At 71.5% G+C, this 14012-nt stretch carries 9 protein-coding genes; 6 read left to right on the top strand and 3 right to left on the bottom strand.

Annotated elements, in window-relative coordinates:
- Positions 1-114: 114 nt before the first annotated feature.
- Together ACFV9W_RS15680 and def are read left to right on the top strand one after the other, a co-directional pair.
- Positions 115-1014 carry a cellulose-binding protein gene (locus tag ACFV9W_RS15680; protein ID WP_385760435.1) on the top strand — a complete coding sequence of 300 codons (900 nt, stop codon included), beginning with the start codon at positions 115-117 and terminating at the stop codon, positions 1012-1014.
- Positions 1015-1257: 243 nt separating this feature from the next.
- Complete coding sequence (gene def, locus ACFV9W_RS15675; RefSeq protein WP_385760432.1) at positions 1258-1860, top strand: peptide deformylase; 603 nt, start codon at positions 1258-1260, stop codon at positions 1858-1860.
- A 7-nt stretch (positions 1861-1867) separates the two neighbouring features.
- Here the strand turns inward: def and ACFV9W_RS15670 are convergent, their stop codons facing one another.
- The 3 genes from ACFV9W_RS15670 to ACFV9W_RS15660 form a co-directional block, all read right to left on the bottom strand.
- A complete protein-coding gene (locus ACFV9W_RS15670) occupies positions 1868-3508 on the bottom strand; it encodes a cation acetate symporter (RefSeq protein WP_385760429.1) in 1641 nt (546 codons plus the stop codon).
- A complete protein-coding gene (locus ACFV9W_RS15665) occupies positions 3505-3900 on the bottom strand; it encodes a DUF485 domain-containing protein (protein WP_385760426.1) in 396 nt (131 codons plus the stop codon). Before ACFV9W_RS15665 ends, ACFV9W_RS15670 begins: the two co-directional genes overlap by 4 nt.
- A 116-nt stretch (positions 3901-4016) precedes the next feature.
- Positions 4017-5585 (bottom strand): MDR family MFS transporter, encoded by a 1569-nt coding sequence (locus ACFV9W_RS15660; RefSeq protein ID WP_385760424.1) that lies wholly within the window; start codon positions 5583-5585, stop codon positions 4017-4019.
- Between the two features lie 297 nt (positions 5586-5882).
- Between ACFV9W_RS15660 and ACFV9W_RS15655 the strand changes: the two genes are divergently transcribed.
- The 4 genes from ACFV9W_RS15655 to ACFV9W_RS15640 all read left to right on the top strand — a co-directional run bounded on the left by ACFV9W_RS15655 (position 5883) and on the right by ACFV9W_RS15640 (position 13847).
- On the top strand, positions 5883-6671 hold the full coding sequence (locus tag ACFV9W_RS15655) for an ABC transporter ATP-binding protein (RefSeq protein ID WP_385760421.1): 789 nt from the start codon (positions 5883-5885) through the stop codon (positions 6669-6671).
- Positions 6668-9253, top strand: coding sequence for an ABC transporter permease (locus tag ACFV9W_RS15650; protein ID WP_385760418.1), 2586 nt, complete (start codon positions 6668-6670; stop codon positions 9251-9253). The genes ACFV9W_RS15655 and ACFV9W_RS15650 overlap by 4 nt, the downstream gene beginning before the upstream one ends.
- Positions 9254-9458: 205 nt before the next feature.
- Positions 9459-12992 (top strand): transcription-repair coupling factor, encoded by a 3534-nt coding sequence (gene mfd, locus ACFV9W_RS15645; protein WP_385760415.1) that lies wholly within the window; start codon positions 9459-9461, stop codon positions 12990-12992.
- 90 nt (positions 12993-13082) lie between these two features.
- Positions 13083-13847, top strand: coding sequence for an N-acetyltransferase (locus ACFV9W_RS15640; RefSeq protein ID WP_385760413.1), 765 nt, complete (start codon positions 13083-13085; stop codon positions 13845-13847).
- Positions 13848-14012 lie beyond the last annotated feature (165 nt).

Here is a 14012-nt window from a genome sequence, read left to right as displayed (position 1 = left end):
GTGTCGGATTGTGGCCGCCTCCGGTTGTTCCATCAAGATGTGCGCCAATCGCGCAAAATGTCGTAGATCGGGCCTGCTGGTGCGGGTCGGTGCCTTGCCGGAGAGGGGATCCAGATGAGCGGTGCGGGTGGAGCGGAGTCGTCGCAGTACGGCTTCGTCGTCGTACGGGGCCGGGGCTACCGGCCCGAGCAGGTGGAGGCCGCCGCCGCCACGCTCTCCGGGGAACGGGACGAGGCCTGGGAGCGGGCCGCGCGCCTGACCGTCCTCGCCAAGGAGATGGAGGAGGAGGCGGAGCGGCTGCGCGAGGCCGTCGCGAACCTCGCCCCGCAGACGTACGAGTCGCTCGGCAAGCGCGCCCAGTACCTCCTCGAACTGGCCGAGGAGGAGGACACCGCCGTGCGCGGCGCCGCGCGGGACGACGCGCAGGCCGAGGCCGACGCCGCGCGGGCGGCCGCCGACGAGGCGCGGGACGACGCGCAGGCGCACTCCGACGAGGTGCGCGCCAAGGCCGAGGAGTACGCGCAGCGGCGCATCGCGGCCGGGCAGGCGGAGGCCGACGACATCCGGACGTCCGCCCGGCGCGACGCGAAGGAGACCCGGGGCGAGGCCCTGGAGGAACTGCGCGCGATGCGTGAGCGCACGGAGGCGGACCTCGCCGCCCAGGCGAAGGAGCACGCCGAGCGGGCCGAGGAGGCCGACCGGGAGGCGGCCGAGCAGGTGGCCGCGTCCGAGGCGTGGGAGGCGGGCGCCGTCGCCGAGGCGGAGGAACGCCTTTCCGGGGCGAAGCGGGCGCTCGGCGAGACCGAGGAGGAGGCGCGGCACGGCCAGGAGGACGCGGAGGCCGCCGCGGCGGAGCTGCTCGCGCAGGCGCGGGCGCGGGCGGAGCGGATCGAGCGGGAGACGGAGTCGATCCTCGAGGGCCACGAGGAGCAGCGGGAGGAGCTCCGCGCGCACATGGAACACGTCCGGGCGTCGCTGTCCGCCCTGACGGGCAAGACGGCCGACGCGGAGTGAGGCCACCCGTCCTCCGCCCGCGGGGCTCCGCCCCGGACCCCGCGCCTCAATCGCCGGCGGGGCTTGAATGTGGTGACTTCGCACCCTCATGTGCCGGACCGGCGGCGGGAGTCGGTATTTCAAGCCCCTGCGGCGTTTGAGCAGCGGGGTCCGGGGCGGAGCCCCGTGGCGTGGGGGCGGGCGGGCGCCCCGTTAAGGTGGGCGGTCGTCAAGTGGTGGGCGGATGCGAGAGGTTGAATCGGCATGGGTGATGGCCAGCTGACACCGGAGGTCGCGCGTGGAACGGTCCGGCGCATCACCATCGTGGGCGAGGACGTACTGCGCCGCCGCTGCGCCCCCGTCACCGACGCCCTCTTCGGCACGCCGGAGCTCGACCGTCTGATCGACGACATGTTCGCGACGAACCACGTGGCGCACGGCGCCGCCATCGCCGCCAACCAGGTCGACGTCGACCTCCAGCTGTTCGTCTACGACATGGAGGACGACTGGGGCGTGCGGCACACCGGCCACATCTGCAACCCCGTGCTCGACGAGCAGCCCCCGGCGGAGCGCCGGCTCGTCGACGACATGGAGGGCTGCCTCTCCGTGCCGGGCCCCTACAAGTCCGTGGCGCGCGCCGAGCACGCCGTCGTGCGCGGCCAGGACAAGGACGGCAACCCGATCTCCGTCGAGGGCCGCGGCTACTTCGCCCGCTGCCTCCAGCACGAGACGGACCATCTGTACGGCCGCCTCTACATCGACCGCCTCGCCAAGCGTGAACGCCGGGACGCGCTGCGGGAGATGGAGGAGCTGAAGGGCGGCGTCCTCGCGCGCCGCGCCGAGCTGGCGGAGCGGCTCGGGAAGTAGCGCGCCCTCAGCTCCGTGTGCTGCCGCCGCCCGGCGCCGTCGGTGAGCCCGCCAGGATCCACGCCTCCACGGCCTCGTACTGCTGCCGCTGTGTGTCGGCCCTGCGCCGGTCCGTGAGGACCGTGCCGAGCCAGCCGAAGAGGAAGCCCAGCGGGATGGACACGACGCCCGTCGTCGTGAACGGGAACCAGTTGAAGTCCATGCCGGGGAACGCCGAAGTGGGCGAGCCGGACACCAGGTTGGTCCCGGTCATCAGGACGGCGCAGGCGCCCGAGCCGCCGAGCAGTGTCCACAGCAGGCCCGCGCGCGTGTAGCGGCGCCAGAAGAGGCTGTAGACGAGGGCCGGGGCGATGGCGGAGGCGCCCAGGCAGATCGAGAGCATGACCAGCGGCTGCAGGTTGCGGTGCTGGAACACGCAGGCCAGGGCGATCGCGAAGGCGCCGACGCCGAGCGCCGACATCCGGGCGATCGACAGTTCCTTACGGTCCGTCAGGCCCCGTTTGCCGTAGGCCAGCACATCGTGTGCGAGGGAGTTCGCGCAGGCCAGGATCATGCCCGCGACGGACGCCAGGAGCGTCAGGAACAGCGCCGTGGTGACGGCGGTGAACAGCAGGGACTCGCCGGTGTTCGTCGTCGCGCCGAAGACGGCCCGCGCGCCGAGCAGGTACGCCGTGTTGCCCTGCCGGTCGGCCGCCGCGATCGCCGGGGCGCCCAGCATCGCCGTCGCGCCGAAGGCGACCACGGAGATGACCAGGGCGAAGAGGCCGACCGCGGACACCGCCCAGGTCATCGAGCGGCGCACCTCGCGCGCGTGGCGGGCCGTGTACATGCGCATCGTGACGTGCGGCAGCGCGGCCCCGCCGACGACCACGGTCAGCTCCGAAGTGATCATGTCGAGGCGCGGGGCGGGGCTGTTCGCGAACTGGAGGCCCGAGGTCAGATAGGCGTTGCCCGCGCCGCTGCGGCGCGCGGCGGCCGTGAGCAGGGCCCCGGGGTCCCAGTCGAAGCGGCTCAGGACGAGCACGGCGATCACCGCGCCCGAGCCGAGCAGCATCACGATCTTGAAGATCTGGATGACGGCGGTGCCCTTCATGCCGCCGATCGCCGCGTAGCTGATCATGAGCCCGCCCAGTGCGATCACGCAGACCGTCTTGAAGGTCTCGTTGGTGAAGCCGAGCAGGAACGCCAACAGGTCGCCCGCGCCCGCCAGTTGGACCAGCATGATGGGCATCAGGGCGGCGATCGTCGCCGCGCAGGCCGCCATCCGTACGGAGCGGCCCGGCATCCGCCGCGCCAGGGTGTCGCCCATCGTGAACCGGCCCGCGTTGCGCAGCGGTTCGGCGAGCAGGAACATCAGCAGCATCAGGGAGAGCGCGGTGCTCAGGGCGAGCGCCACGCCGTCGTAGCCGAGCAGCGCGATGACGCCGCCGGTGCCGAGGACGGTGGCCGCGGAGATGTAGTCGCCCGCGATGGCCAGGCCGTTGCGGACCGGCCCTAGGTGGCCGAAGCCTGTGTAGAACTCCTCCAGGCCGTCGCGGTCGGGGCCGGTCATGATGCACAGCAGGAGCGTGATCGTGGCCACCGCCGTGAAAGCGACCAGGGACATGGCGTCGGTGGACGCGGCGGCAACGGTGTGACCTGGGGTCATCGCGCGTAGCCCCCGCCCGTGCGGCGCTGTCGGCGGATGCGGTGGACGAGCGGGTCCACGCGGCGCCGGGCCGTGTACTCGTACAGGAACAACGCCAGGCAGGTGACCGGGAGTTGGCACAGGCCGATGAGCAGCCCCGTGGAGAGGCCGCCGGTGGCGGAGCGGTTCATCAGGCCCGGCGCGAACGCGGAGAGCAGCAGGAAGAGCGTGAAGTATCCGAGCGCGGTGAGGGTGGCGACGCGGCGCTGCCAGCGGTAGGCGGTGCGCAGCAGGCGCAGTTCGCCGCTGGGGGCGTCGGGGTGGCGGGGGAGGCGGTGCGAGCGGGGTGGCGTGTGGGGGTGGGGGTACGGCTGGAACGGATAGGGCTGCGACGGGTGCGGCTGGTACGACATCCCTGTTCTCCTTGCATGGCTCGGGTCCGCCGGGGACTGGGCGGACCGCAGGGAGTGTGTGGGGAGCCGGAACGTTACTCGTAGGTAGACGAGTTGGGGAGCGTTTGGCCGAACGATCAGTCCGTGCCGGGCGACTTTTCTTGTACCTGAGGTGAGTGTTGCTGGTGGGGGAGTTGTGCGGCGGATGACTTTTCCTGCTCGCTCCCGTCCGATACGGGGTCCGAGGAGTCCGAATCCAGGACGGGGAAGCGCCGCGGGGCCAGCGTCAGGAGGACGAGCAGGGCGACCGCGGCTGCGCAGGCCGCGCCGACGTACACCGAGTCGACGGCGGCGTCGATCGCCCGGCGCACCCCGTCGGAGCCCTGGTCGCGGGCCACCGAGTCGAGGTCGGTGCCGGAGCCGAGGCGGGCCGAGATCACCGCGTTGGCGACCGCGCCGAAGACGGCGGCGCCGACCGTCTGCCCGATCTGCCGGTAGAAGAGGACCGACGCGGTGGCGGTGCCGCGCTCGGCCCAGCCGACCGTGGACTGCACGCCGACGATGAGCGGGAGCTGGAAGAGGCCGAGGGCCGCGCCGAGCAGCAGGCTGAGGAGCGTGGGCTGCCAGACCGAGCCCGGGTAGGGCAGCAGCAGCGGGAACGCGGCGAGCAGCACGAGCGCGCCCGCCATGCCGAGCGCGGCCGTGTCACGGAAGCCGATCCTGCGGTAGACGTGCTGGCTCAGGGCCGCGGAGACCGGCCAGCTCAGCGTCATCACGGAGAGCACGAAACCGGCGGCCGTGGGGGACAGGCCGAGGACGGACTGCGCGTACGTCGGCAGGAACGCGGTCGGCGCCACCATCAGCAGGCCCATCGCGCCGAGCGCCAGGTTGACCGCCGCGATGGTGCGCCGCCGCCACACCCAGCCCGGCAGGATCGGCTCGGCCACCTTGCGTTCGATCACGAACACGGCGCCGATGAGGGCAACTCCCGTACAGAGCAGGGCGATCGACGGCACGGACCCCCACGACCAGGCGACGCCGCCCTGCACCAGCCACGTCAGCAGTGCCCCGCCGGCCGCGAACACCGCGAGCGCGCCCGCCCAGTCGATCCGCGGCCGCGCCGTGCGCTCCCGGTCCGCCCGGGGTTCGTGCAGATGCCGTACGAGGAGGAAGAGGGCGACGGCGCCGATCGGCAGGTTGATCAGGAAGATCCAGCGCCAGCCCGCGTACGAGGCGAGCAGTCCGCCGAGGGCCGGGCCGAGGACCGAGGAAGTGGCCCACACGGTCGACAGCTTGGCCTGGATCCTGGGGCGTTCCTTGAGGGGGTAGAGGTCGGCGGCGAGGGTCTGCACCGTGCCCTGGATCGCGCCGCCGCCGAGGCCCTGCACCACCCGGAAGGCGATCAGGGCGCCCATGTTCCACGCGGACGCGCACAGCAGCGAGCCGACCAGGAACAGCACGCTGCCCGCGATCAGCACCGGCTTGCGGCCGAAGGTGTCCGACAGCTTCCCGTAGACGGGGAGGGTGACGGTGACCGCGAGCAGATAGCCCGAGAACAGCCAGGAGAAGACGGAGAACCCGCCGAGGTCGCCGACGATCTGCGGCACGGCGGTCGAGACGATCGTCGTGTCGAGCGCGGCGAGCGCCATGCTCAGCATCAGCGCGGCGACGACGGCTCCGCGCCGCCGGTCGGTGCTTCCCTGCATGTGTTCCCCCTGCACGTATCTACGTCGGGAGCTTAGGCCGGTGGAGGTGTCCCTGAGTAGGGGTCCTCCGAGGGGTGGACCTCCCCTAAGGGGACCTCCGTAGAAGGGGGCAGGGTCGGGTCGTCCCGTTGGAGGACGAGGCGGCGCGGGGACCTTCGTAGCGTTTCGGTGGTGGGGTTTTCCCCCGGAAAAGACGGGGCTTTTCCACAACGCGCCGGGGCACCCCGCTCCACCAGACTTGGCCGCACAAGGCGTTGTTCCACGCATCCGACGCGTGACCGACTTAGGAGACTTACCGTGACTACGGCTGCAACCATCCCCAGGCACGGGGGCACTGGACAGAGTTCGGCCGTCGCCGCGCGAGCGCGGCAACTGGTGAAGGCGTACGGGTCGGGGGAGACCCGGGTCGTCGCGCTCGACCAGGTCGACGTGGACATCGCGCGCGGCCGGTTCACCGCGATCATGGGCCCCTCGGGCTCCGGAAAATCGACGCTGATGCACTGCCTGGCGGGCCTGGACACCGTCACGTCCGGGCAGATCTTCCTCGACGAGACCGAGATCACCGGCCTGAAGGACAAGAAGCTCACGAAGCTCCGCCGGGACCGCATCGGCTTCATCTTCCAGGCGTTCAACCTGCTGCCGACGCTGAACGCGATCGAGAACATCACGCTCCCGATGGACATAGCAGGACGCAAGCCGGACGCCGCGTGGCTGCGCCAGGTCGTCGAGACCGTGGGGCTCGCCGAGCGCCTGAAGCACCGGCCCACCCAGCTCTCCGGCGGTCAGCAGCAGCGCGTCGCCGTGGCGCGCGCCCTGGCCTCCCGGCCGTCGATCATCTTCGGTGACGAGCCGACCGGAAACCTCGACTCGCGCGCCGGCGCCGAGGTCCTCGGCTTCCTGCGCCGCTCCGTCGACGAGCTGGGCCAGACCATCGTGATGGTCACGCACGACCCGGTCGCCGCCTCCTACGCGGACCGCGTCCTGTACCTCGCGGACGGCCGCATCGTCGACGAGATGGCGCGGCCGACCGCCGAGGCCGTCCTCGACCGCATGAAGGACTTCGACGCGCGGGGCCGCACGTCATGAGTGCCAACACGGTCATGAAGACCTCGCTGCGCAACTTCTTCGCGCACAAGGGCCGGATGGCCCTCTCGGCGGTCGCCGTCCTGCTGTCGGTGGCCTTCGTCTGCGGCACCCTCGTGTTCACCGACACGATGGACAAGACCTTCGACAAGCTGTTCACCGCCACGGCGTCGGACGTCACCGTCAGCCCCAAGGAAGCCGAGGCCGAGGGCAGCGCCACCGGGCGCCCCGAGGCGCTTCCCGCGTCCGCGCTCGCCACCGTCCGCGAGGCCGAGGGCGTCAAGTCCGCCGAGGGCGCGGTCAGTTCGATGAACGTGACGGTGGTGAACTCCGACAACAAGAACATGGGGTCCTCCACCGGCGCCCCCACCATCGCGGGCAACTGGACGCGCAACGACCTGCGTTCCATGGAGATCACCTCCGGGCACTCGCCGCGCGGCCCCACCGAGGTGATGGTCGACGCCGACACCGCGAAGAAGCACCACCTCGCGATGGGCGACGAGCTGCGCACCATCACCGCCTCGGGTGACATCAAGGCGAAGATCACCGGTATCGCCTCCTTCAAGGTGACCAACCCCGGCGCGGCCGTCGTCTACTTCGACACCGCGACCGCGCAGCGCGAACTCCTGGGCAAGACGGGTCAGTTCACCCAGGTCAACGTCGCCGCCGCGGACGGTGTCAGCGACGCGCAGCTCAAGAAGGACGTCGCCGCGGCCCTCGGAGCCGGCGGCACGTACAAGATCCAGACCCAGCAGGAGACCGCGGACGCCAACGCGGCGGACGTCGGCTCCTTCATGGACGTCATCAAGTACGCCCTGCTCGGCTTCGCCGGCATCGCCTTCCTCGTCGGCATCTTCCTGATCATCAACACGTTCTCGATGCTGGTCGCCCAGCGCACCCGCGAGATCGGCCTGATGCGCGCCATCGGCTCCTCGCGCAAGCAGGTCAACCGGTCGGTGCTCGTCGAGGCGCTGCTGCTCGGCGTCGTCGGCTCGGTGCTCGGCGTCGGCGCGGGCGTGGGTCTGGCCGTCGGCCTGATGAAGCTCATGTCGTCCATGGGCATGGACCTGTCCACCGACGACCTCACCGTGAAGTGGACGACCCCGGCGATCGGCCTGCTGCTCGGCATCGTCGTCACCGTCCTCGCCGCGTATCTGCCGGCCCGCCGCGCGGGCAAGGTCTCCCCGATGGCCGCGCTGCGCGACGCGGGCACCCCGGCCGACGTCAAGGCGGGCGTCGTACGCGGCGTCATCGGTGTCGTCCTCACGGCAGGCGGCGGATTCGCCCTCTATCTGGCGACGCAGGCCGACAAGGCGAGCCAGGGCGCGCTGTGGCTCGGCGTCGGCATCGTCGCCTCGCTGATCGGCTTCGTGGTCGTGGGCCCGCTGCTCGCCGGCGTCGTGGTCCGCGTCATCAGCGCGGTCCTGCTGCGGATCTTCGGCCCCGTCGGGCGGATGGCCGAGCGCAACGCACTGCGCAACCCGCGCCGTACCGGCGCGACCGGCGCGGCCCTGATGATCGGCCTCGCGCTCGTCGCATGCCTCTCCGTCGTCGGCTCCTCGATGGTGGCCTCGGCGACCAGCGAGCTCGACAAGTCGGTCGGCGCCGACTACATCGTCGAGGGCCAGGGCGGCATCAAGCCGCAGGCGGCCCGCGACCTGAAGCAGGTCGAGCAGGACGGGTACGTCTCCCACGTCACGGAGGTCAAGTACGTCAAGGCCGACCTGACCGCTCCGAACGGCGCGAAGGAGTCGGAGGAACTGGTCGCGGCCTCCCCGACCTACGCCCAGGACCTGCGCCGCGAGACGACCTCCGGCGAGCTGTCCGCGGCCTACGGGAAGAACGCGATGTCGGTCGGCTCCGCCTTCGCCGAGAAGCACGGGGTGAAGGTCGGCGACACCATGACCGTCGCCTTCGACCACGGGCGCACCGCCAAGCTGAAGATCGCGGCCGTCACGTCGGACGACACCACGTTCGACAAGGGCGCCATGTACACGAACCTGACGACGGCGGCGAGCCACCTGCCGGCGGACCGGATGCCGCTGAACGGGATGATGTTCGCGAAGGCGGAGCCCGGCAAGGCCGACCAGGCGTACAAGGCGCTCAAGGCCTCGGTCGCCGCCGACCCGACGGTCCACGTCAAGGACCAGACCGACTACAAGGAGACGCTGAAGGACCAGATAGGCCAGCTCCTGAACATGATCTACGGGCTGCTCGCGCTCGCGATCATCGTGGCGGTGCTCGGCGTCGTGAACACGCTGGCCCTCTCGGTGGTCGAGCGGACCCGCGAGATCGGCCTGATGCGGGCCATCGGCCTCTCCCGCCGCCAGCTGCGCCGCATGATCCGCCTGGAGTCGGTGGTCATCGCCGTCTTCGGCGCCCTCCTCGGCCTCGGCCTCGGAATGGGCTGGGGCGCGACGGCCCAGAAGCTCCTGGCCCTGGAGGGCCTCGGCGTCCTGGAAATCCCCTGGCCGACCATCACGGCGGTCTTCATCGCCTCGGCCTTCGTGGGCCTCTTCGCAGCCCTGATCCCAGCGTTCCGGGCAGGCCGCATGAACGTCCTGAACGCGATCGCAACGGAGTAGTTCTTTAAAGCCCCTGCGGCGATTGAGCAGCGGGGTCCGGGGCAGCGCCCCGCGACCGCAACGCCGTGGGGGCTGCCACGTCCGGGCGGGGCGCAACGGATCAAACGGGTGAGCCTCCGGAGGAAGACGTACGCTGGGAACCCCCGGCCCGTACCACGTGTCGGGCCCTTCGCGTTGCCCTCCGACCCGGGACGGACCTTTCTCCATGAGCCTGCACGGACTGCTCGACGCCGTCGTCAAGGACGCGGCCCTCGTTGAAGCGGTGAAGGCCGCCGGGGACGGCAACCGGATGCACGTCGACCTGGTGGGGCCGCCCGCGTCCCGCCCCTTCGCCATCGCCGCGCTCGCCCGGGAGGCGAAGCGCCCGGTCCTCGCGGTGACCGCCACGGGCCGGGAGGCCGAGGACCTGGCGGCGGCGCTGCGCTCGCTGCTGCCGCCCGACGGCGTCGTCGAGTACCCGTCGTGGGAGACGCTGCCGCACGAGCGGCTCAGCCCGCGCTCGGACACGGTCGGCCGCCGCCTCGCCGTGCTGCGCCGCCTCGCCCACCCGAGCACCGACGACCCGGAGACCGGCCCGGTCTCGGTCGTCGTCGCGCCCATCCGCTCCGTGCTCCAGCCGCAGGTCAAGGGGCTCGGCGACCTGGAGCCCGTGGCGCTGCGCACCGGGCAGAGCGCCGACCTGGAGGAGACCGTCCAGGCGCTGGCCGCGGCGGCGTACGCCCGGGTCGAGCTCGTCGAGAAGCGCGGCGAGTTCGCCGTGCGCGGCGGCATCCTCGACGTCTTCCCGCCGACGGAGGAGCACCCGCTCCGCGTCGAGTTCTGGGGCGACGACATCGAGGAGATCCGCTACTTCAAGGTCGCCGACCAGCGTTCCCTGGAGATCGCCGAGCACGGTCTGTGGGCACCGCCCTGCCGCGAGCTGCTGCTGACCGACGATGTCCGCGCCCGCGCGGCCGAGCTCGCCGAACAGCACCCTGAGCTCGGCGAACTGCTCGGCAAGATCGCCGAGGGGATCGCCGTCGAGGGTATGGAGTCCCTCGCCCCCGTCCTCGTAGACGACATGGAGCTGCTGCTGGACGTGCTGCCCGCCGGGTCGATGGCGATGGTCTGCGACCCGGAGCGGGTGCGCACGCGCGCCACCGACCTGGTGGCGACCTCGCAGGAGTTCCTCCAGGCGTCGTGGGCGGCCTCGGCCACCGGCGGTAAGGCCCCCATCGACGTGGGGGCGGCGTCCCTGTGGGCCATCGCGGACGTCCGGGACCGGGCGCGCGAGCTCGGGATGATGTGGTGGTCGGTGTCCCCGTTCGCGGCGGACGCCGTCGACTCGGACACGGACACCCTCCAGCTCGGCATGCACGCCCCGGAGACGTACCGCGGTGACACCGCCCGCGCGCTCGCCGACACCAAGGGCTGGCTCGCCGACGGCTGGCGCGCCGTGTACGTCACCGAGGGGCACGGCCCGGCGACCCGTACCGTCGAGGTGCTCGGCGGCGAGGGCATCGCGGCCCGCCTGGAGAAGGACCTCGGCGAACTCGCCCCGTCCGTCGTCCAGGTGTCCTGCGGCAGCCTCGAATTCGGTTTCGTGGACCAGGCGTTGAAGCTCGCCGTCCTCACCGAGACCGACCTCACCGGGCAGCGGGCCGCCGGCAAGGAGGGCGCCCGCATGCCCGCGCGGCGCCGCAAGACCATCGACCCGCTCACCCTCGAATCCGGCGACTACATCGTGCACGAGCAGCACGGTGTCGGCCGCTACATCGAGATGGTGCAGCGCACGGTGCAGGGCGCGACCCGCGAGTACCTCGTCGTCGAGTACGCGCCCGCCAAGCGCGGCCAGCCCGGCGACCGCCTCTACATCCCGACCGACCAGCTGGAGCAGATCACCAAGTACGTCGGCGGCGAGGCCCCGACGATGCACCGGCTCGGCGGCGCCGACTGGACGAAGACGAAGGCGAAGGCCAAGAAGGCCGTCAAGGAGATCGCGGCCGACCTGATCAAGCTGTACTCGGCGCGGATGGCGGCGCCCGGCCACGCCTTCGGCTCGGACACCCCCTGGCAGCGGGAGCTGGAGGACGCGTTCCCGTACGTGGAGACGCCCGACCAGCTGACGACGATCGCCGAGGTCAAGGAGGACATGGAGAAGACGGTCCCGATGGACCGGCTGATCTGCGGCGACGTCGGCTACGGCAAGACGGAGATCGCGGTGCGCGCCGCCTTCAAGGCGGTCCAGGACGGCAAGCAGGTCGCGGTCCTCGTGCCCACGACGCTCCTCGTGCAGCAGCACTTCGGCACGTTCACCGAGCGGTACGGCCAGTTCCCGGTGAGCGTCAAGGCACTCAGCCGCTTCCAGACGGAGACCGAGTCGAAGGCGACGCTCGAAGGCCTGCGCGATGGCGCCGTGGACATCGTCATCGGCACGCACCGCCTGTTCTCCTCCGAGACCAGGTTCAAGGACCTGGGCCTGGTCATCGTCGACGAGGAGCAGCGGTTCGGCGTCGAGCACAAGGAGCAGCTGAAGAAGCTCCGCGCCAACGTCGACGTGCTCACCATGTCCGCGACCCCCATCCCTCGTACGCTCGAAATGGCGGTCACCGGCATCCGCGAGATGTCGACGATCACGACGCCGCCGGAGGAGCGCCACCCGGTGCTCACCTTCGTCGGCCCGTACGAGGAGAAGCAGATCGGCGCGGCGATCCGCCGCGAACTGCTGCGCGAGGGCCAGGTCTTCTACATCCACAACCGCGTCGAGTCCATCGACAAGGCGGCGGCGCGGCTCCGGGCGATCGTGCCGGAGGCGCGGATCGCGACGGCGCACGGCCAGATGTCCGAACAGGCCCTGGAGCAGGTCGTCGTGGACTTCTGGGAGAAGAAGTTCGACGTCCTCGTCTCGACGACGATCGTCGAGTCCGGCATCGACATCTCCAACGCCAACACCCTCATCGTCGAGCGCGGCGACAACTTCGGCCTCTCCCAGCTCCACCAGCTGCGCGGCCGCGTCGGCCGAGGCCGCGAGCGCGGCTACGCCTACTTCCTGTACCCGCCGGAGAAGCCCCTCACCGAGACCGCACACGAACGCCTCGCCACGATCGCCCAGCACACGGAGATGGGCGCGGGCATGTACGTCGCGATGAAGGACCTGGAGATCCGCGGCGCGGGCAACCTCCTCGGCGGCGAACAGTCCGGTCACATCGCGGGCGTCGGCTTCGACCTGTACGTACGCATGGTGGGCGAGGCCGTCGCGGACTACCGGGCCTCGCTCGAGGGCGGCGTCGAGGAGGAGCCGCCGCTGGAGGTCAAGATCGAGCTCCCGGTCGACGCGCACGTCCCGCACGACTACGCGCCGGGGGAGCGGCTGCGCCTCCAGGCCTACCGCGCCATCGCCTCCGCGAACACGGAGGAGGACGTCCGCCACGTCCGCGAGGAACTCGTCGACCGCTACGGCAAGTTGCCAGAACCGGTGGAGAACCTGCTGCTCGTGGCGGGTCTGCGGATGCTCGCGCGGGCCTGCGGGGTCGGCGAGATCGTCCTCCAGGGCAACAACATCCGCTTCGCGTCGGTGGAACTGCGCGAGTCCCAGGAACTCCGCCTCAAGCGCCTCTACCCCGGCACGGTCATCAAGTCGGCCACGGGGCAGCTCCTCGTCCCGCGCCCAAAGCCCAAGAAGATGGGCGGCAAGCCGGTGGTGGGCCGGGAGCTGCTGGCGTGGGTCGGCGAGTTCCTGACCTCGATCCTGGGGGCGTAGGCCTCGGGCGGTCGACGGGTGGGGGCGGGCGCCCCCACCCGCGAGGGAAAACCGGCTGCGGGCCAGTGCCGGCCGCTGGACGATGTGCGCATGAATTCCGAGCCGGGCACCGATCTGACGGTCACCACCCTCGCCGAGCGTCCCGAACTCGCTCTCCCCATGTGGGAGATGCCGGACACCTGGCCCGCGTTCATCGGGCACGATCCGTGTGCCGAGGCCTTCCTGCGGCGTATCTGGCGGGAGCTGCCCGAGTACGCGTTCGTGGGGACGGACGCCGAAGGGGACGTGGTCGCCAAGGCGTACAGCGTGCCGTTCGCGCTGCACGGTGAGGGGCGCGGGGAGCTGCCGGACGGGGGCTGGGACCAGGTGTTGCGGTGGGCGTTCGCCGACCTGGCCGCCGGGGTCGCGCCCGACACCGTGAGCGCCATCGAGATCGCCGTCGCGCCGGGGCTCCAGGGTCGCGGCCTGTCGGGGCGGATGCTGGCGGTGATGCGGGAGAACGCGCGGGCCCGTGGCTTCGCCGAGGTCGTCGCGCCGGTGCGGCCGAGCGCCAAGCACCTCGAACCCGAGGCGCTCATCGGCGAGTACGCGTTCCGGGTGCGGGAGCCGGACGGGCTGCCGCACGACCCGTGGCTGCGGGTGCACGTACGGGCGGGCGGCGTCATCGAGAAGGCCGCGCCCGCCTCGATGGTCGTGGCGGGCTCGCTGGAGGAGTGGCGGAGCTGGACCGGTCTGCCCTTCGACAAGGAGGGCCCGGTCGAGGTCCCCGCCGCGCTGGTGCCGGTGCGCTGCGAGCCCGAACACGGCTACGCCGTGTACGTCGAGCCGAACGTGTGGGTGCGGCACGCGCTGTGAACACGCGGACGCGGCACGCGCGGGGGGGGGGGGGCGCGGGGGCGCGGCCAGGGGTTGGGGGTGGGCTGCTGGCGCTTTTCGCGGGGGGGGGGGTGGGGGGGGGGGGGGGGGGGGTGCGTGGGGGGGGGGGTGGGGGGGGGGGGGTACGGCTGGAACGGATAGGGC

The organism is Streptomyces sp. NPDC059897 (assembly GCF_042730865.1).
GTDB lineage: Bacteria > Actinomycetota > Actinomycetes > Streptomycetales > Streptomycetaceae > Streptomyces.
The sequence above is the reverse complement of the archived record's forward strand: the minus strand, read 5'-3'. Positions and strand labels throughout refer to the sequence as shown.